This window comes from Bacillus sp. DC4300-2b2 (assembly GCF_049895685.1).
Taxonomy (GTDB): Bacteria; Bacillota; Bacilli; order Bacillales; family Bacillaceae; genus Bacillus; species Bacillus safensis.
Genome location: NZ_JAFCSW010000003.1, coordinates 49,393 through 69,754, shown reverse-complemented (window position 1 = coordinate 69,754; position 20,362 = coordinate 49,393). Strand labels below are relative to the sequence as shown.

12 protein-coding genes are annotated in these 20,362 nt (G+C 42.6%); 11 read left to right on the top strand and 1 reads right to left on the bottom strand.

The window, feature by feature from the left end; all coding sequences use genetic code 11:
* Positions 1–153: 153 nt before the first annotated feature.
* On the top strand, positions 154–4,725 hold the full coding sequence (gene gltB, locus ACP69X_RS10165; protein ID WP_426052660.1) for a glutamate synthase large subunit: 4,572 nt from the start codon (positions 154–156) through the stop codon (positions 4,723–4,725).
* 16 nt (positions 4,726–4,741) lie between these two features.
* Positions 4,742–6,226 carry a glutamate synthase small subunit gene (gene gltD, locus ACP69X_RS10160; RefSeq protein ID WP_039179183.1) on the top strand — a complete coding sequence of 495 codons (1,485 nt, stop codon included), beginning with the start codon at positions 4,742–4,744 and terminating at the stop codon, positions 6,224–6,226.
* A gap of 60 nt (positions 6,227–6,286) precedes the next feature.
* Here gltD and ACP69X_RS10155 read toward each other — a convergent pair whose 3' ends face one another.
* Positions 6,287–7,489, bottom strand: a complete 1,203-nt coding sequence (locus ACP69X_RS10155; RefSeq protein WP_075611505.1) for an MFS transporter — start codon at positions 7,487–7,489, stop codon at positions 6,287–6,289.
* A 170-nt stretch (positions 7,490–7,659) separates the two neighbouring features.
* On the opposite strand from ACP69X_RS10155, the gene ACP69X_RS10150 reads away from it, so the two are divergent.
* The 9 genes from ACP69X_RS10150 to ACP69X_RS10110 all read left to right on the top strand — a co-directional run bounded on the left by ACP69X_RS10150 (position 7,660) and on the right by ACP69X_RS10110 (position 20,353).
* On the top strand, positions 7,660–9,909 hold the full coding sequence (locus ACP69X_RS10150) for an FAD-dependent oxidoreductase (protein WP_426052659.1): 2,250 nt from the start codon (positions 7,660–7,662) through the stop codon (positions 9,907–9,909).
* On the top strand, positions 9,906–12,065 hold the full coding sequence (gene nasC / locus ACP69X_RS10145; protein WP_411264202.1) for an assimilatory nitrate reductase catalytic subunit NasC: 2,160 nt from the start codon (positions 9,906–9,908) through the stop codon (positions 12,063–12,065). The genes ACP69X_RS10150 and nasC overlap by 4 nt, the downstream gene beginning before the upstream one ends.
* 69 nt (positions 12,066–12,134) lie before the next feature.
* A complete protein-coding gene (gene nirB / locus ACP69X_RS10140) occupies positions 12,135–14,546 on the top strand; it encodes a nitrite reductase large subunit NirB (RefSeq protein WP_426052658.1) in 2,412 nt (803 codons plus the stop codon).
* 23 nt (positions 14,547–14,569) lie between these two features.
* The gene (gene nirD, locus ACP69X_RS10135) at positions 14,570–14,893 is read left to right on the top strand and encodes a nitrite reductase small subunit NirD (protein WP_041085616.1); all 324 of its coding nucleotides are present in this window, start codon (positions 14,570–14,572) and stop codon (positions 14,891–14,893) included.
* A 66-nt stretch (positions 14,894–14,959) separates the two neighbouring features.
* Entirely contained in the window at positions 14,960–15,661 is a 702-nt protein-coding gene (locus ACP69X_RS10130) for a DUF421 domain-containing protein (RefSeq protein ID WP_269103417.1), read from the top strand.
* Between the two features lie 88 nt (positions 15,662–15,749).
* Positions 15,750–16,724: a pectinesterase family protein gene (locus ACP69X_RS10125; RefSeq protein WP_269103418.1), complete on the top strand. Its 975-nt coding sequence runs from the start codon at positions 15,750–15,752 to the stop codon at positions 16,722–16,724.
* 126 nt (positions 16,725–16,850) lie between these two features.
* Positions 16,851–18,335 carry a D-alanyl-D-alanine carboxypeptidase/D-alanyl-D-alanine endopeptidase gene (gene dacB / locus ACP69X_RS10120; RefSeq protein ID WP_073979183.1) on the top strand — a complete coding sequence of 495 codons (1,485 nt, stop codon included), beginning with the start codon at positions 16,851–16,853 and terminating at the stop codon, positions 18,333–18,335.
* Between the two features lie 25 nt (positions 18,336–18,360).
* On the top strand, positions 18,361–19,728 hold the full coding sequence (locus ACP69X_RS10115; protein ID WP_041085608.1) for an MATE family efflux transporter: 1,368 nt from the start codon (positions 18,361–18,363) through the stop codon (positions 19,726–19,728).
* Between the two features lie 64 nt (positions 19,729–19,792).
* Positions 19,793–20,353 (top strand): CatB-related O-acetyltransferase, encoded by a 561-nt coding sequence (locus tag ACP69X_RS10110; protein WP_041085605.1) that lies wholly within the window; start codon positions 19,793–19,795, stop codon positions 20,351–20,353.
* Positions 20,354–20,362: the final 9 nt, after the last annotated feature.

Below are 20,362 nucleotides of genomic sequence, written 5' to 3'. Positions count from 1 at the left end.
TTTTGCACTTCACACCCATCTATCTCAAAAAGAGATTGTTTTGATCTAAATTATATATTGTTTATATTAATTTGAAAACTTAAAATAAGTTACAGAGTTTGTGAGATTTTATTACTGTGAAAAAACGGATCTTTTAAACGGGGGAGAGAAACGATGACTTATAATCAACTACCACAACCACAAGGTCTCTACCGTCCTGAATTTGAACATGATGCATGTGGAATCGGACTGTACGCCCATTTAAAAGGGGAGGCGACACATAGCATCGTCAAAAAGGGATTACAAATGCTGTGCCAGCTTGATCACCGCGGCGGGCAAGGCAGTGATCCGTATACAGGTGATGGTGCTGGTTTAATGGTACAGCTGCCAGACGCTTTCTTTAGAAAGAACTGCAAAGAATTTGCACTTCCAGAAAAGGGCCGTTACGGGGTAGGAATGGTCTTCTTTTCAAAAGATGATGACGAAAAAACGCGTCAAGCCATCGAACAGAAAATCAACGGGTTCATTAAACAAGAAGGCCAAACATTAATTGGCTGGAGAACGGTTCCTGTCGATGCCGGGAAAATTGGTACTGTCGCAGCGAAGAGCTGTCCGGTTGTGAGACAGGTCTTTATCGGAGCAAACGACAACATTACAGACCGTTTGTCATTTGAAAGAAAATTATATGTCATCCGTAAACAGGCTGAGAACTGGGGAACAAAAGAGGAAAAACAATTTTATTTTGTCAGCCTGTCGAGTCAAACCATCGTATACAAGGGGCTTTTAACATCAGATCAAGTCGATGCTTTTTATCTTGATCTACAGGATGAAACATTTGTTTCTGCATTTTCACTTGTTCATTCAAGATTTAGTACAAATACATTTCCTACATGGGAAAGAGCCCATCCAAACCGCTATTTAATTCACAACGGAGAAATCAACACATTAAGAGGAAACATCAATTGGATGAGTGCAAGAGAACAACAATTCGTATCTGAAGCCTTCGGAGACGATTTAGACAAGATTTTGCCAGTGCTGAATGCAGACGGAAGTGATTCATCCATTTTAGACAATGCCTTTGAATTCTTTGTGCTTGCTGGCCGTACACCTGCTCATACAGCAATGATGCTGATTCCTGAGCCTTGGACGGAAAACACGCACATGTCGAAAGAGAAACGGGCATTTTATGAATACCATAGTTCTCTCATGGAGCCATGGGATGGACCAACAGCGATTTCCTTTACGGACGGTAAACAAATCGGGGCCATCTTAGACCGAAACGGATTAAGACCGGCAAGGTACTATGTCACAAATGATGATCATATCATTTTCTCTTCTGAGGTTGGTGTAATTGACACAAATGAAGAAGATGTTAAGTACAAAGATCGTCTTGAGCCTGGTAAAATGCTGCTCATTGATTTAGAAGAAGGACGAATTATTTCTGACGAAGAAGTGAAATCGACCATTGCGAATGAACTTCCTTATCAAAAATGGCTCGATGAAGAAATGGTCCACGTCAATCGCTCGGAAGAAAATTCAGAAAATTCTAGTATAATGGATGATTTGTTGACGCGTCAGCGTGCGTTCCATTATACGTACGAGGACATTCAAAAGTATTTAATTCCTTTACTAGAGGAAGGCAAGGACCCAATTGGTTCAATGGGAAGTGACACACCGCTTGCTGTGTTATCAGATCGTGCGCAGTCTCTGTTTTCTTATTTCAAGCAGTTGTTCGCACAGGTCACGAACCCGCCGATTGATGCCATTCGTGAGCAGCTAGTGACATCAACCATGACTTGGTTAGGAGCCGAAGGTGATATTTTACATCCGAATGAATATTCATGCCGAAGAATTAAACTTTATACACCGGTCTTAACGAGCGGCCAATTTAACGGCTTGAAAACGATTGTTCATAATGCCTTTAAAAGCAAAACCATTCATACACTTTTCACCGATGATTTAAAGCGCGGACTGGATGCGATGTTTGAAGAGGCGGAAAAAGCGATTAGAGAAGGCGTCTCTTTATTAATCCTTTCAGATCGTGAAATGACAGAACAAAAAGTACCGATTCCACCACTTCTTGCGCTAAGTGCACTACATCAGCACCTTGTGCGTCAAGGTCTGCGGACAAAGGTCAGTCTGATCGTTGAATCTGGAGAGGTGAGAGAGGTCCATCATTTTGCCGCACTGATTGGCTACGGGGCAGATGCGATCCATCCTTACCTTGTCTATGAAACATACAAACAGCTGATTGCAGACGAAGCGATTTCGATCAGCTTTGATGAAGCTGTTACAAAGTTTGGTAAAAGCGTGACAGAAGGTGTCGTCAAAGTCATGTCCAAAGTGGGGATTTCCACTGTGCAAAGCTATAGAGGCGCGCAAATATTTGAAGCAGTCGGGATTAGTGAAGATGTCATTCAAGAGTATTTCACAGGAACAGCTTCTCAGCTTGGTGGGATTGATCTTGACACCATTGCTCATGAGGCAAAACTTCGTCATGAAGCAGGGTACCAAGGAGCAACTGACCAGACACTTGAATCAGGCAGTGAATTCCAGTGGAGAAAAAATGGAGAGCACCATGCCTTTAATCCAAAGACGATCCACACGCTCCAGTGGGCATGCCGCAATGAAGATTACGACCTATTTAAACAATATACAAAGGCAGCGGATGAAGAAAGAATCGGCTTCCTCCGAAATTTGTTTGCATTTCAGCCAAAACAAAAGCCGGTTCGTCTGGAAGAGGTGGAATCTGCTGAATCCATCGTACGCCGCTTTAAGACAGGTGCCATGTCATTTGGATCTTTAAGTAAAGAAGCGCATGAGGCACTTGCAATTGCGATGAACCGAATTGGCGGTAAAAGTAACAGCGGAGAAGGCGGAGAAGATCCTGCCCGCTTTACAGTAGATGAACATGGTGATGACCGCAGAAGCGCCATTAAACAAATCGCTTCTGGCCGATTTGGTGTGAAAAGTCATTACTTAGTCAATGCAGATGAACTGCAAATTAAAATGGCGCAAGGGGCAAAGCCGGGAGAAGGCGGACAGCTGCCAGGAAATAAAGTGTATCCTTGGGTGGCCGATGTACGTGGTTCTACGCCAGGTGTCGGATTAATTTCACCACCGCCGCATCATGATATTTATTCCATCGAGGATTTGGCACAGCTGATTCATGATTTGAAAAACGCAAACCGTGATGCACGCATCAGTGTCAAGCTTGTATCTAAAGCAGGCGTTGGCACGATTGCAGCAGGTGTAGCAAAAGGAACTGCAGACGTCATTGTCATTAGCGGCTATGACGGCGGTACAGGAGCTTCACCGAAAACGAGTATTAAACACACAGGACTTCCTTGGGAGCTTGGATTGGCAGAGGCGCATCAAACCCTTGTGTTAAACGGTCTTCGCGAGAGAGTTGTTCTTGAAACGGACGGAAAGTTAATGACTGGCCGCGACGTTGTCATGGCTGCGATTTTAGGAGCAGAAGAGTATGGCTTTGCGACAGCTCCACTTGTCGTGCTAGGCTGCGTGATGATGAGAGCATGTCATTTAGATACTTGCCCGGTCGGTGTTGCTACACAAAATCCAGAGCTCCGCAAAAAATTCATGGGTGACCCTGATCACATTGTGAACTTCATGATGTTTATTGCAGAGGAAGTAAGAGAAATCTTAGCGGAACTCGGGTTTACATCGATGGATGAATTAATCGGACGTACGGACGTTCTAGCGGTCAGTGAACGAGCAAAAGCTCACTGGAAAGCAGGTCAGCTAAACCTTGAAACACTGCTTTATCAGCCTGAAGGAGCGCGGACATTCAGAACACCGCAAAATCATAAAATTGATGAATCGCTGGATATGAATGAAATCCTTCCTTATGTACAAGAGGCGCTAAATCATCAAACACCAGTTGATCTATCATTGAACATTCGCAATATCAACCGTGTGGCCGGAACCATCACTGGCAGTGAAGTGTCTAAGCGCTACGGGGAAGAGGGCTTGCCAGAGGATACCATCACACTTAGATTCACTGGTTCAGCTGGACAAAGCTTTGGCGCATTTGTGCCAAAAGGTATGTCTCTCTATTTAACAGGTGATTCAAATGACTATATCGGCAAAGGACTCTCAGGAGGCAAAATTGCTGTTAAAACGTCTGATCATTTTGTACAAAATGGACATGAAAACGTCATTGTAGGAAACGTCGCATTTTACGGTGCAACTAGCGGAAAAGCTTATATTAACGGACGTGCTGGTGAACGATTTGCTGTTCGTAATTCAGGTGTACATGTGGTTGTTGAAGGAATTGGAGATCACGGCTGTGAATACATGACTGGCGGACGTGTCGTCATTTTAGGAGACGTTGGGAAAAACTTTGGTGCAGGTATGTCTGGTGGTGTGGCTTACATCCATACATCGGATGCCAAACAGTTCAAAAGAATGTGCAACATGGAAATGATCATGTTTGAAAAGCTCACAGATCATGAAGAAGAACAAGAAGTGAAGCAAATGATCAAGGAACACCTTGATGATACAAACAGCTCAAAAGCAGCAGCACTTCTTGAAAACTGGGAGCAAGAAAAGGATCAATTCATCAAAGTCATTCCGAGAAATTACAAAATGATGCTTCAAAGCATTGAAGAACAAAAACAAGCGGGCCTCAGTCATGAAGAAGCGGTGATGTTTGCCTTTGAAGCAAATACAAAACCGAAAAATCAAGAAACGGCAAACGGGCAAAAAGCAGCCCTCGCTCATTAAGAAAGGGGAGAGGACAATGGGCAAAGCAACAGGTTTTATGGAATATAAAAGAGAAAAGCCAAATGAACGTGACCCTCTCACTCGTCAAAATGACTGGAAAGAATATTCAGCTCCTTATACAGATGACGTATTGAAGAAACAGGGCGCTAGATGTATGGATTGCGGAACACCGTTTTGTCAAATTGGTATGGAGATCAGGGGCGGCGTGTCTGGCTGCCCGATCTACAATTTAATTCCAGAGTGGAATGACCTGGTCTATCGCGGAAGATGGAAAGAAGCGCTCGAAAGACTGCAAAAAACAAATAATTTCCCTGAGTTTACTGGGAGAGTATGTCCTGCGCCTTGTGAAGGTTCATGTACAGTCGCTATTAATGATCCAGCTGTTTCGATTAAAAATATCGAACGCACGATCATTGATAAAGGCTTTGAAAATGGATGGATCACGCCAAGAATCCCTTCAAGCCGTACAGGGAAGAAAATTGCCATTGTCGGCTCAGGACCAGCAGGACTTGCAAGTGCTGATCAATTAAACCAAGCAGGACACGCTGTTACAGTATTCGAGCGTTCTGACCGCCTTGGCGGACTGCTGACATACGGCATTCCGAATATGAAGCTCGACAAAGAAGTGGTCGAGCGAAGAGTCAAACTTCTAAGACAAGAAGGCATTGACTTTGTGACGAACACAGAAATCGGCGTGGATATCACTGCCGACGAACTGAAAGAGCAGTTTGATGCGGTTATCCTTTGTACAGGTGCACAAAAGCAGCGTGATCTGTTGATCGAAGGCCGGGAAGCAAAAGGCATTCACCTTGCAATGGATTATTTAACACTCGCAACAAAAAGCATGCTTGATTCAGGATTCAAAGACAAAAACTTTATTGACGCAAAAGGGAAAGATGTGATTGTGATTGGCGGAGGAGATACAGGCGCTGACTGCGTCGCAACTGCACTTCGCCAAAAAGCAAAAAGTGTTGTTCAATTCGGAAAGCATCCAAAGCTTCCGGATACACGTGTAGGGGATAACATGTGGCCAGAACAGCCTTATGTCTTCTCGCTGGATTATGCTTATGAAGAAGCACAAGCAAAATTCGGAGAAGATCCGCGTCAATATTCAATTCAAACCACAAAAATTGTGGCAGATAAAAATGGGAAATTAAAAGAGCTTCATACCATTCAAATGGAAAAGGTGAAAAACGAACAAGGGAAGTTTGAATTTCATGAGATTCCAGGGACAGAGAAGGTATGGCCTGCTCAGCTCGTCTTTATTGCAATTGGTTTTGAGGGAACTGAACAGCCGCTTGTGAAACACTTTGGCGTGGACAGCAAAAACAATCGCATTGACGCAAAGTATGGGGAATATACAACAAATGTAGAAGGCGTATTTGCAGCGGGAGATGCAAGACGCGGGCAAAGCTTGATTGTCTGGGCAATTAATGAAGGCAGACAAGTGGCGCACGAGGTAGACCGTTATTTAATGGGGAGTTCGGTTCTGCCAAAATAGGTCAAACAAAGGGTGTTACAATATAAAGAAAAGCCATGACCAACGTGTGGTCATGGCTTTTTATGATTCAGAAATGGTATGGTTGATCAACACTTTTTTACGTTTAAGCTGCGATACAACTAAACAGAGAAAGACAACTAGAACAAAAAGGGAAATGGTCAAAAAGCCAAACGTATACGAGCCAGTCAATTCTTTTAAACTGCCTAGAATATTAGGTAAAAAGAATCCGCCAATGCCTCCAGCAGCCCCAACAATTCCGGTCACAATCCCAATTTCTTTATGAAATACTTGAGGCACCAGCTGAAAAACAGCGCCATTCCCCATCCCAAGACACATCATCCCGGCAAATAAAAGCGCAATGACCACTGGTAAAGCTGGAAGACTGCTCACTCCTCCTAAGCAGATGCCGATGATTCCGAATAATCCAAGCAGTACTTTCATTCCACCTATTTTATCGGCAATGAGACCGCCAACAGGCCGAAAGAAGCTGCCTGCCGCCACACAAAGGGTCACAAAATCACCAGCGTGAATTTTCGAAACACCATATTGATCCACAAAGAAAATACTGAGGAAACTGGAAAGCCCGACAAATCCTCCGAATGTGATCGCATAAAGCAGACAGAAAAACCATGTCGATTTCACTTGAAATACTGAAAAGTACGACCGAATCGGCTGAGGAGCGGGCTGATTTGGTGCATCTTTTGCAGTGAAAATAAAAAACAAAAAGACAAGACTTAACGGGATCAGAGCGAGCCCCATTACGGCATGCCACCCGTAAATCTCCGCAAGCCTTGGGCCAAATAATGTGGAGATCAGTGTTCCACTATTCCCGGCGCCTGCAATCCCCATAGCTACTCCTTGTAAGTGAGGAGGATACCAGCGGCTTGCCATTGGCAAAGCAACAGCAAAACTTGCTCCTGCTACTCCAAGCAAAATCCCAATCAGTATGAGCTCCGAAAGGGTTGTACCAGCGACAAACCCCCAAATGAGCGGAATGGTCGTTAAAAGCATTCCCATTACTGCTGTCTTTTTAGGTCCTATTCGATCGGTGAATAAACCAAGCACAATCCGAAAAAAAGAACCAGATAGAATCGGAATGGCAACAATCATGCCTTTCTCTACAGTGGATAAAGTAAAATCTTGCGCAATAAAAGCACCCAGCGCCCCTAACAAAACCCAGATCATAAAGCTCACATCGAAATATAAAAAGGAACCAAACAATGTCTTAGGATGACCACTTGATTTTAGTTCTGAGAGTTTCATAAAACGCCTCCTGCATTTTGAATTTTCTGACTTAAAGATAGCGAGTTCACTTATTTAATGAAAGTATTATGTGAGAAAAATTGACATGAATAAACACTTTTTTACAAGTGTGTGCCATAATCAATCCATACAATGTGTTGGAGCAAGAGGCTTAGAAAGGTTGATTTCAGATGGCAAAACGCAAACTTGTGTTTATTGGAAACGGCATGGCGAGTATGAAATGTATCGAAGAGGTCATTCAAAAGCAGCCAGAACGCTATGCCATAACAGTCATTGGAAAAGAGAAGCACTCTGCCTACAATCGAATAAAACTTTCATCAATTTTACAAAAAACTGAATCATTAGCTGAAATTCAACTAAAGGAAAAAGAATGGTACACCGCGCATGACATCACATTGTACAAAGGAGAATCAGTTGTACATATCGATACAAATCGAAAGTGTGTCATGACAGATGCGCGCCGGGAAATCCCCTATGACAAGCTCATCATCGCAACAGGTTCATCGCCGAATTTTCTTCCTATTCAGGGTGTGTCCAAAAAAGGGATTTACGCTTTTCGTACAATTGATGATTATGAGGCCATTTGTGCGGATGCAATGCGATATCAACGAGCTGCAGTGATCGGAGGCGGCGTGCTTGGTGTGGAGGTGGCAGCTGGTCTGCAAATTGCGGGGCTGGAAACCACCATCATTCATCATATGGAGCGGCTCATGCAGCGCCAATTAGATGAAACAGCTGCCGGATTATTACTTCGACAATTCATGCGAAAAGGCATTCAGGTGAAAACAAATGCCCATACCATTGCATGCTTAGGAGACGAAAGAGTAGAAGGGGTTCTATTGAAAAATGGCGACATCGTCGATGCTGATCTTGTTGTTTTTACAACAGGTATCCGTCCGAATATACAGCTTGCAGAGAATCATGGCATACACACGAGAAAAGCCATTGTCGTCAATGACGTGATGGAGACAAATATCCCGAATATTTATGCGATTGGAGAATGTGCAGAGCACAAAGGGATGGTGCACGGTCTTGTTCAGCCCATTTATGAACAAGCATGTGTGCTCGCTAAGCATCTTTTAGGAAAAAAAATCACACATACACCCCAGCCCATTTACTCAACAAAATTAAAAGTCCCTGACATGCCGATTTATTCTGCTGGATGTATTGAACATCATTCCCCATTTACGTCAGCTGTGACTTATTTAGATGAAGAGCAAGAAGTGTATAAAAAATTCGTCTTTCAACGTGAGGCGCTGGCAGGTATTTTATTCGTCGGAGAGCTGGAGAATGCCGATCAGCTTTTGCAAGATGTGAAAGTGGGACGTGATAAAAGTGTGGTCATGAAATCCCTTTATGAAAAGCAGCCATCCCCACTAGATTCATTAAAAATGGAAGACCTCGTCTGCCAATGTCAAAACGTTACAAAAGGGACCATCTTAAATAGCATATCGATCCATGAGCTGACAAATTTAGAAGAAGTGAAAAAACAGACAGGGGCAGCAACCGGGTGCGGCGGCTGTCAAGAACTCGTACGTGCTTGCTGCCAGTTATCATCACATGAACAAACGGAATCGCATGTCTTTCTTTGTCCATGTACAGAAGTAGATGAGCAGACCATTTTTTCGTTTATTAAAAAGCAGCAGCCGGTGAATGCTGAAGAAATAAGAAGACATTTTCAATGGAAAACAAATCACGGCTGCGGCATCTGCCGACCGGCCATTCAATACTATCTCGAGCAATTTCAAGGATCGGTGGAAAAAATCAGCACTGCTGATCAGGAAGACATGTTGATTCCACAATTATATGGAGGCCGGCTTGATCTGGATTTTTTGAAGATCATTACGTCTTTGTTAGAGAACAGACTGATTGAGCAGGCAGAACTGACAAAGCATAAACGAATACGGCTCACCGGTGTGTCAAAACAGGCGGCACAAATCGTCAAAAACCATTGGCCAATTATGCCTAATGAGAAAAGAAGACTATCTCATATCCTTTCATGTGACTGCAACGATCCAGCTGTCACGTCACTTGTGATGGAGCTGGAAAGACAAGTAGAAGATACACTTTTACCAGCAGTCACCTCCATTCATATCATCGGCGCTTCCTGCTCATGTAACCTTGCCCTAATTGATGACATCTGTCTGAAGAAACAGCTGGGTGAATGGAATATTTATATAGGAGGCCAGCTTTTTTACACCTTGCCTCATTCAAGTGAACTTATTCCTTTTTTTAAAGCGCTGCTTGAAGAGTATAGAAAAAATGCTTACTTTCAAGAATCCATTGGCGATTGGCTTTCCAGAAATGGAAACATTTCTATTCGAGAAAAATTACTTGATGAGGAAAGAAGAGACGTGCTCTGTGCGCAATTTGACCAAAGCAGTCAAGGAAATGTAAGACAAAAGGATGTGAAGGTATGAGTCAATCTTTTTTACAATATGCCCAGCAAAAATCAAAGCAAGAAGAACAAAAGCGAGTGTTTTCATCCCAATGTCCTTTTTGCAGTATGCAGTGCAAAATGCAGTTAATTGAGCAGCATGTGGAAGGGCGAACACGCTATCAAACGATTGGCGTACACAATCCAACAACGCACGGCAGGCTTTGTATGAAAGGACAGCATGCACACCAGCACGCACTTCATAAAGATCGCCTGAATCACCCGCTGATCAAAAGAAACGGACAATTTGTAAAAGCGACATGGCAGGAGGCACTCGAAGAAATCAAAGCAAACATAAGATCCCTTCAGCTGTCGCATGGCCATGATGTGATCAGTGTGTACGGAAGCGCATCAATTACAAATGAGGAAGCATACTTACTCGGGAAATTTGCAAGAGTGGCGCTGAAAACGAAATACATCGATTATAACGGCAGACTATGTATGTCTTCGGCAGCAACTGCCGCAAATCAAACATTCGGACTTGACCGTGGTCTGACCTTTCCTCTAAGCGACATCAAGCATGCACGGGTGCTGATATTGGTCGGAACGAATATAGCGGAATGTCAGCCAACCTTCCTGCCCTACATCGAAGAGGCGAAAAAAAAGGGGACATTTCTCATCGTCATTGATCCGCGCAAAACACCGACAGCCCAATTAGCCGATTTACACGTCAGCCTAAAACCAGGGTCAGATGCTGCACTGGCAAACGGCATATTGCACATCATGCTGTATGAACATTTAATCGATGAATCTTTTATTCATCAACGAACGTCAGGTTTCCAAGAATTAAAGGAGCACATCTCCCACATCTCCCTGCCAGACATTGCTGAGCAAACTGGCGTGACGATTGATGTGATGCAGAAAATAGCAAGGAAATTCGCGCAAGAAAAGACAGGTATGATTTTTACAGCAAGAGGCATTGAGCAGCAAATAGACGGAACAGCCTCTGTGCGTAATTTCCTGAATATTCTGCTTGTTACTGGGAAGATCGGCCGCTTCGGATGCGGCTATGGCGCAATAACCGGCCAGGGAAATGGCCAGGGAGCAAGAGAGCATGGGCAAAAAGCAGATCAGCTCCCAGGATATCGAGATATCTCAAACCCTGCTCACAGAAAAGAAATGGCTGAACGATGGAACATTGATGAAAAAGAACTCCCAGGAAAGGGCGTGTCTGCTTTTGAGATGTTTGAAAAAATGCAGGCAGGTGAGATCAAAGCACTCTTTTTAATGTGCTCAAATCCTGTCCAGTCAGGGCCGAACGCGCACTTGATTCAGCAAGCCATCAAGAACTTGTCCTTTTTTGTTGCCGTAGATTTATTTATGTCTGAGACAGCTGCAATGGCAGATGTAATTTTACCTGCTTCGTCATATTTAGAGGATGAAGGTACCGTGACAAACGTAGAGGGGCGCGTTACGCTTAGAGAAGCAACATATCCACTTAAATACCAAAGAAAACACGATTGGCAAATCATTTGTGAAATAGCAGCTGTATTAGGCAAAGGAAGCCATTTTACCTTTTCATCCGCAGAAGAGATATTTGAGGAATTAAGAGCCGTAACGAAAGGTGCAAAGGCTGATTATTCAGGCATAACCTATGAAAGGCTAAGGAAGGAACAAGGCATAAGGTGGCCTTGTACTCATTTAGAAGACCCGGGAACTGAAAGATTATTTGAACATGCATTCTCACATTCTGACAGTTTAGCGAAGTTTGCCGTCGTCACACACGGAAAAAAAGCTGCAAAGGAACCCGTCAGTCAAGAATACCCTCTTTATTTAACGACCGGCAGGGTAATGGCTCATTACCAAACAGGCGTTCAAACAAGAAGGAGCACCTCTCTTGTTGCCAGACAGTTTGAAGCATATGCAGAGCTTCATCCTGACACAGCGAAAACGTATGGACTTCAGCACGGGGAGCTCGTGACCATCAAGTCAATAAGAGGAAGTGCCATCGTCAGATGCCGCATATCAGACACCATTCGAAAAGATACCGTGTTTGTTCCATTTCACTGGAGCAAACATCAATCAATTAATCAATTAATCGATGATCAACTAGATCCGCACAGTAAAATGCCAGGCTTTAAATATTGTCCTGTACAGCTGTCAGCCTACGTGAATGAAAAACTATGTGAGAAATTTTAACATGTATTTTCCATCTATGTTTAGATTATGGTACTTTCTAAAAAATGATCACATGAGGGGTGTTTTTTCATGAAAGAAAAACTCGTATTAGTGGGGAACGGTATGGCCGGCATTCGAAGCCTTGAAAACATTTTAAAAACAGATGGCGAACGATTCGACATGACGGTATTTGGGACTGAACCGTATCCTAACTATAACCGAATTCTTTTATCGAAAGTGCTTCAAGGGGATACGAAGGTCGAAGATATTACGTTAAACGATTGGAACTGGTATCAAAAGCATGATATTCAGCTGTTTATAAACGAGACCATTGTGAAGATCGATACAGAGAACCGAACAGTCACCAGTGATCAAGGACGGATCGTGCATTATGACCGATTGATTTTAGCAACAGGGTCACTTCCATTTATCCTGCCAATTCCAGGGAGTGACAAAAAAGGCGTGACAGCTTTTCGTACATTGCAAGACACTGAGGAAATGGTCAATGCCTCTACTATGTACAAAAAAGCAGCAGTCGTCGGAGGCGGACTTCTTGGGCTGGAAGCAGCACGCGGTCTATTAAACTTAGGCATGGAAGTAAATGTGATTCACCTCGGCTCTCATTTAATGGAACGCCAGCTAGACCCTATTGCAGGCCAGCTTCTTCAAAAAGCATTAGAAGAACAGGGTATGAAATTCCTGTTAGGAAAACAGACAAATGAGATTTTAGGAGATACAAGAGTAGAAGGTTTATCATTTTCAGACGGCACTACACTTGAGGCAGACCTAGTCGTCATGGCGGTGGGAATTAAACCAAGTAAAATGCTTGCAGAAATAAGCGGGCTGGAAGTGAACCGTGGGATTATCGTCAATGATTTTATGGAAACAAGTGTACCGGGCATTTATGCCGTCGGAGAATGTGTGGAACACAGGGGACAAACGTACGGATTAGTTGCTCCTTTATACGATCAAGCAAATGTACTTGCCAAGCATGTATGCGGCTTAAACCCCGCTCCATATGAAGGCTCTGTTCTGTCAACACAGCTGAAAGTATCAGGAGTTGATGTATTTTCAGCTGGTGACTTTATTGAAAACGATGAGAAAAAAGCGATTAAGATTTTTGACGAACAAAAAGACATCTATCAAAAACTCGTCTTCCAGCAAAACAGATTAGTAGGCGCTGTCATGTTTGGAGAAACAAGCGACGGACCTCGTTTATTTTCGTACATTAAAGAAGGAGTAGATATGTCGGATATGGAGAAGGTATCTGTCTTAACCTCGAATGATCCGGCGAAAGAAAGCACGATTGACAGCATGGCAAACGACCATATCGTTTGCGGCTGTAATGGCATATCAAAGGGGCAGATTGTGGAAGCCATTCAGAAAGAAGGCTTAACAACGTTTCAGGAAGTCAAGCAATGTACAAGTGCCTCACGATCATGCGGAGGCTGTCAGCCCGTTGTCGAAGAGATTCTTTGGCATACGCTAGGTGAGGATGCAAACCGAACAGCACAAAAAGAAACCATCTGCGCCTGCACCACTCTTTCACGAGATGAAGTCATTCATGAAATCAAAGAAAAAGGCTTGCAGCATGTCAAAGAAGTGATGAATGTACTTGACTGGGAGACAGAGGAAGGCTGTTCAAAATGCCGCCCTGCACTGAATTATTATTTAGGCATAATTCATCCACTTGAGTACAAAGATGAAAAGAGCTCACGCTTTGTAAATGAACGCATGCATGCCAATATTCAAAACGATGGCACCTATTCGGTTGTTCCGCGAATGTACGGCGGCGTTACCAATGCAAATGACCTGAGAAAAATTGCCGATGTCGTCGACAAATATGAAATACCGCTTGTGAAAATGACTGGCGGTCAGCGTATCGACCTTCTAGGAGTCAAAAAAGAAGATTTACCTAAAGTGTGGGCGGATTTGGATATGCCATCGGGTTATGCATATGGAAAATCTTTAAGAACGGTCAAAACATGTGTTGGAGAACAATTTTGCAGGTTCGGCACGCAAGACTCCATGGCTCTTGGAATTGCACTTGAAAAGAAATTTGAAGGTCTTGCGACACCACATAAAGTAAAAATGGCCGTCTCTGCTTGTCCTAGAAACTGTGCAGAGTCTGGAATTAAAGACCTCGGCATTGTGGGAATTGATGGAGGTTTTGAATTGTACGCCGGCGGAAATGGCGGCACACACCTGCGGGCTGGAGATTTATTAATGAAGGTCAGTACAGCAGAAGAAGTAGAGCAAATGGCTGCAGCATACCTGCAATATTACAGAGAAACAGCAAATTATTTAGAAAGAACCTCTGCTTGGGTTGAACGACTTGGGTTAGATCACATTCAATCAGTGCTCCTAGATGATAAAAAACGAGCAGCCTTAATCAAAAGATTGGACATTGCACTTTCAACATATGAAGAGCCTTGGCAGGAACTTCGTGAGAGTCAAAAAGACACGAGACAATTATTTCAAAAAGCGACGGCTTCCGTATAAACTAATTGAAGGGATGAGATCATATGACAGTTTCGGTTGTTAAAGTTCACATTGGCACCCTATCAGATTTTCCGCTCCAGCTAGGGAAAACAGTTGACGCCGGTACACTTGAATTAGCTGTTTTTCAAACCTCTAATAAGCAGTTCAAAGCCATTGAAAATCGCTGTCCTCATAAAGGCGGCGTTTTAGCTGAAGGGATGGTCAGCGGGAACCATGTTTTCTGTCCAATGCATGATTGGAAGATTGATCTTTCGTCAGGAAACGTTCAAGCGCCAGATCACGGATGCGTTAAAACTTTTGAAACATTAGTTGAAGGGGACAATGTGTTTATTTTATTGCCTTCATAAATGGTTTAGAACCTTCCTTACATGTATATGCTGTATATAAATGCAGCATGAAAGGAAGGAATCTTTGTGCCGTTCGTTAATATTTTAATTGAACTTTTAATCGGATTTTTTGCTTTATTTTTTATTACAAAATTATTAGGGAAAACACAATTTGCACAAATCACGCCGTTTGATTTTATTTCTGCACTGATTTTAGGTGAAATGGTCGGAAACGCCATTTTTGATCCGGAAGTCAGGATTCAGCACATTTTATTTGCTGTTGCGGTATGGGGCGTTCTCATTTATACAGTTGAATGGCTTTCACAGCGCTTTAAATCCATTCGTGCGTTTTTAGAAGGAAGACCTACGCTTGTGATTGATAAGGGGAAGATTCACTACAACCGGTTGAAGAAGAATATGCTTGATATCAATCAGCTGCAGACACTGGTTCGGGCAAAAGGCCATTTTGCCCTGAATGAAATTGAATATGCCATTTTGGAAACTGACGGCTCTGTCAGTGTTCTTCCGAAAATGAAATACGCACCAGCCACAGCAGAAGATGTGAACGTGAAGGAAAAAGAAGTCAAATTGCCTAGAACGTTTATTATTGACGGCGAAATTTTAAAAGATGATTTACAAGAAGCCGGCTTTGATGAATCCTGGCTGAATAAGCAATTAAAAAAGCAGCATATTTCCTCTTATCGAGACGTTCTATTTTGTGAATGGATTGAAAATGAAGGAATTTATGCAATGCAATATGAAAAATCTAAAAAAACATCCACAACATAAAAACGTGGGTGTTTTTTTATGCGTGTATGGAATAGGATCAAAAAGAACGTTTGATGAAAACGTTCACAAAAAGAGGAGGAGATATGTGATGAAATATAGAAACGTATGGATTGTCATGGTCTTGTCTTTATTTCTTTTTGACCCCCCTTCACTTCAAGCAGCAGAAGCCGGGCATAACCGCGTCCTTGTTGTTGATCAAAAGGGAAGCGGGTCATATCGCACCGTTCAGTCTGCCATTGATGCGATTCCAGCAAACAATCAACAACCGGCAACGATCTATATTAAAAATGGCGTATATAAAGAAAAAATTTTACTTCCGCAAAATAAGCCACACGTATCCTTTATAGGCGAAAACCAGCACAAAACGATTCTTACGTACGATGACACAAATGCAAGCACTGGGAGTACAACAAATAGCTCAAGCACAATGATTCGTGCAAACGATTTTTATGCAGAAAATATCACCTTTCAAAATACAGCTGGCAGACATGCTGGTCAGGCAGTTGCGCTGTATGTGTCTGGTGACCGGGCTGTGTTCAAACAAATACGCGTGTTAGGCTATCAAGATACACTTTATGCAACAGGCACAGGGCGGCAATATTATGAAAACTCCTATATCGAGGGCACGGTCGATTTTATTTTTGGATCAGCCACTGCTGTGTTTAAAAGAGCTGAAATAAAAAGTCTTGGAAATGGGTATATTACTGCAGCATCCACAACAGAAGCGCAAAGGTACGGCTACGTATTCATAGATTCTACGTTGAAAAAGGGAGCGGCAGCTGCGCAATCGGTTTATTTAGGACGTCCGTGGAGACCTTATTCGGCTGTGACATTCCTTCATACAAAAATGGATGACCATATAAAAGCAGTGGGATGGCATAACTGGGATAACCGTGACAATGAAAGAACGGCCAGGTATAAAGAATTTGGATCGACAGGAGCGGGGAGCAGTCCAGCAAACCGCGTAAAATGGTCAACTATTTTAACCAATAACGAAGCAAGTCAGATCACGGTTCAAGCAGTTCTTGGCGGAGCCGATGGCTGGAATCCAGAAAAGAGGTAAAGGGCTTGTCAGTTTTCGTCAAAGAAAGCTGACTTTTCTGTTTAAAAAACCTTTGAGAACAAACGTTCTTTTGTGTATAATGAACATATTCTTCTAAAATTTGCTGCAACAAAAAGGAGGAATTGCGTGAAGCGTTTATCAAAGCTCATGTTTTTACAAATATGTATCCTGTCGATTTTATTTATTCCTTTTTCAGCGAAAGATGAACAGCTCACAGCTCGTGACGATTCACTGGCTTGGATGACCGCTTTAGACGAATTCATACGAACAGCACCCGATTTAGAGGGCGCGATCTCTGGCATCAGCGTCCGCGATACTTCTGACACCTCTCTTCTTTATGAACATCAAGCCGATATTCGTCTTACTCCTGCTTCTAATATGAAACTGCTCACATCAGCCATCGCACTTGATATACTTGGAGAAACACACACATTCCCTACAGACATCTGGATGGATGGTTCCATTCAAAAGAAAACGCTACATGGCAGCCTTTATCTTCGTGGCACCGGCGATCCGACTTTATTAGAGGAGGATTTTGCGGCACTTGCCAAACAAGTCAAAAAGGCCGGAATACATACCATTCGCGGACAGCTTGCGGCTGATGACACTTGGTTTGATGACACGAGATACTCGATTGATCTTCCTTGGAGTGATGAGGATCAATATTACGGTGCACAAATTTCTGCTCTCACGGCTTCACCGAATCAAGATTATGATGCAGGGACCGTGATTCTCGAAGTAAAACCAGGGAAAAAAGTAGGACAGAAAGCCGCATATGAGATGATACCGAAGACGGATGTCGCTCAAGTCATCAATCAAGTAAAAACAGTTCCAGAAGGCGAAAATAAGAAAATTTCTTTTAAGCGCTCTCACGGAACTAACAAGATTACGTTGACTGGAACCATTCCGGTTAAAGCAAGCTCATCTAAACAATGGGTAGCTTTATCGGATCCGGCCGCCTATGCTTTAGACTTAATGAAACGAGCGTTAAAGGCGGAAGGGATTCAAGTAAAAGGATCGCTGAAAGCAAAACAAGTTCCTAAAAAAGCCAAAAAAATCGCCTCCCATACATCGATGCCATTATCAGAGCTGCTCGTTCCTATGATGAAATTAAGCAACAATACACATGCAGAAATTTTGCTAAAGGAACTAGGTAAAAAAGTGAAGAACAAAGGGAGCTTTGAAGCTGGGCTGGACGTCATGAATGAACGGCTTCCTGCGTTTGGCATCGATCCTTCGCTTACAGTTTTGCGTGACGGATCAGGGATATCACCTATTAACCTTGTCTCTGCTAACCAGTTCACTTTATTTTTGACAAACATTCAAAAGGAAAGATGGTTTAAAACCTATGAACATGCGCTCCCTTTAGCAGGGGTAAGTGAACGAATGGTGGGGGGCACGTTAAGGAACAGATTGAAAGAACCAGCTACACTAGAAAAAGTACGTGCAAAAACAGGGTCGTTAACAACGGTCAGCACACTATCTGGATATATTGACACGCAGGGCGGAAAAACGCTCGCTTTTTCCATCTTGTTAAATCACCTTATTGATGACGAAAAAGGGAAAGAGATAGAAGACCGTATTGTCAGTATATTAGCTGAGAATCTTTAGATTTAGAGAGAGAAGGAGAAGCATCATGACGTTAGATAATAATCAATCTTTAGTAAAATCCATGTCCATTTTTCTCATCCCGCTTTTGCTAAGCAATATTTTGCAATCGATCGGACAATTAGTGTCGATTGTTCTTGTCGGAAGATGGATTGGAGAGGATGCAGTAGCTGCCATTTCTGCATTCTTTCCGCTTTTCTTTTTACTCGTTTCTTTTTCCATTGGAATTGGATCAGGAAGCTCGATCCTTATTGGACAGGCCTATGGAGCAAAAAATGAACAGAAATTAAAAGAAATCATTGGTACAACGCTTTCATTCACTTTTTTGATCGGCGTATCTTTAGCGATCATTGGAGGTTTTTTCGCAACAGACATCTTAAACCTCATGGGAACACCTGCTAATATCGTGGAGGAAAGTGCGGCTTATGCCAGAATTTTATTTATCTCAATGCCGATCTTATTTCTTTATTTTGTTTATACAACATTCTTGCGGGGAACAGGGGATTCGAAAACACCTTTTTATTTCTTAATGATTAGTACGGCAACGAATATTCTGATGCTGCCAATTTTATTATTTGGCTGGCTGGGACTGCCGGCGTTCGGCTTATATGGCGCTGCGTATGCTTCTGTGATTTCAACAATTGTGACGTTTATCATTCTACATATCTACTTATATAAGACAAAGCATCCGCTTCGTATTGATGCATCGGTGAGAAAGCATTTATTGATGAAAGGGGATCTATTAAAAACGTTATTAAAGCTCAGTATCCCATCAAGCATTAATATGATCCTTATTTCTTTATCAGAAATTGCCGTTATTTCTTTCGTCAACGATTATGGATCGCAGGCGACAGCTGCCTATGGTGTTGTCAATCAAGTCGTGAGTTATGTGCAGATGCCGGCAGTGAGTCTTGGCATTGCGGTCTCAATCTTTGCAGCACAATTCATTGGTGCAGGAAATATGAATCGACTGAAAGATGTCATTAAAATTGGGTTAGGACTTAACTTCGCCATAGGCGGATGTATCATTATTTTCGTTTATATTTTTGCACCGCAGATTTTATCTATCTTTTTAACAGATCCTAAGACGATAGACATTGCCTATAGTTTGGTCGTCATTACACTATGGAGCTATCTCATTTTTGGAACGGCCCAAATTGTTGCAGCCACAATGAGAGCAAGTGGGACAGTTCTTTGGCCAACGATCTTTAGTATTTGTTCCATTTGGCTTGTAGAAGTACCAGTCGCTTATGTGCTATCACACTATACATCCCTTGGCATTAAAGGAATATGGATTGGCTACCCTGCTGCGTTTTTTGTTAACTTACTCCTCCAATACAGCTACTATCAGCTCGTATGGAAGAAAAAACAAATTGTATCGCTTGTTCAATCATAATGTAAAGATGTAAAGCAGCATATACATACGAAGATCTATCACTTTTAAGGAGGCCGGATCTTCTATGTTTTTGAATCAAAGAAGTGAACTAAGCTCGCACAATATTGGTGACTTTTCTTATGCCGGACCAGATTTCCAAGTGTTGACATGGGGGGAAGGGACGACATTACATATTGGGAAGTTTTGTTCCATCGCGAACGAAGTGAAAATTTTTCTAGGCGGGGAACACCGTACAGATTGGGTCACAACGTATCCATTTAATCAAATTTTCAAAGAAGCTGCACATATTAAAGGACACCCAAAATCGAAGGGGGATGTTCATATTGGACATGACGTATGGATTGGATATGGTGCGACGATTATGTCCGGAGTATGTATAGGCAACGGGGCCGTGATCGGAGCAAATAGTGTGATCACAAAAGATGTGCCTCCATATGCAATAGCCGCAGGAAATCCCCAGCAGCTCATGAAATATCGATTTTCATCCGAAATAATCAAAAAACTGCAGTTATTAGAATGGTGGAATTTAGAGTTTTCAATCATCCAATCTATTTTTCACCTTTTGCAGTCTCATGATATTGAACGTTGTATAACTTTAATAGAAGATATAAAAAAGAAAGGCTGAGAAAGCCTT

Bases quoted from the DNA above. Each gene is read 5' to 3' on its own strand.
- gltB (WP_426052660.1), top strand. From the start codon at position 154: ATGACTTATAATCAACTACCACAACCACAAGGTCTCTACCGTCCTGAA.
- gltD (WP_039179183.1), top strand. From the start codon at position 4,742: ATGGGCAAAGCAACAGGTTTTATGGAATATAAAAGAGAAAAGCCAAAT.
- ACP69X_RS10155 (WP_075611505.1), bottom strand. From the start codon at position 7,489: ATGAAACTCTCAGAACTAAAATCAAGTGGTCATCCTAAGACATTGTTT.
- ACP69X_RS10150 (WP_426052659.1), top strand. From the start codon at position 7,660: ATGGCAAAACGCAAACTTGTGTTTATTGGAAACGGCATGGCGAGTATG.
- nasC (WP_411264202.1), top strand. From the start codon at position 9,906: ATGAGTCAATCTTTTTTACAATATGCCCAGCAAAAATCAAAGCAAGAA.
- nirB (WP_426052658.1), top strand. From the start codon at position 12,135: ATGAAAGAAAAACTCGTATTAGTGGGGAACGGTATGGCCGGCATTCGA.
- nirD (WP_041085616.1), top strand. From the start codon at position 14,570: ATGACAGTTTCGGTTGTTAAAGTTCACATTGGCACCCTATCAGATTTT.
- ACP69X_RS10125 (WP_269103418.1), top strand. From the start codon at position 15,750: ATGAAATATAGAAACGTATGGATTGTCATGGTCTTGTCTTTATTTCTT.
- ACP69X_RS10115 (WP_041085608.1), top strand. From the start codon at position 18,361: ATGACGTTAGATAATAATCAATCTTTAGTAAAATCCATGTCCATTTTT.
- ACP69X_RS10110 (WP_041085605.1), top strand. From the start codon at position 19,793: ATGTTTTTGAATCAAAGAAGTGAACTAAGCTCGCACAATATTGGTGAC.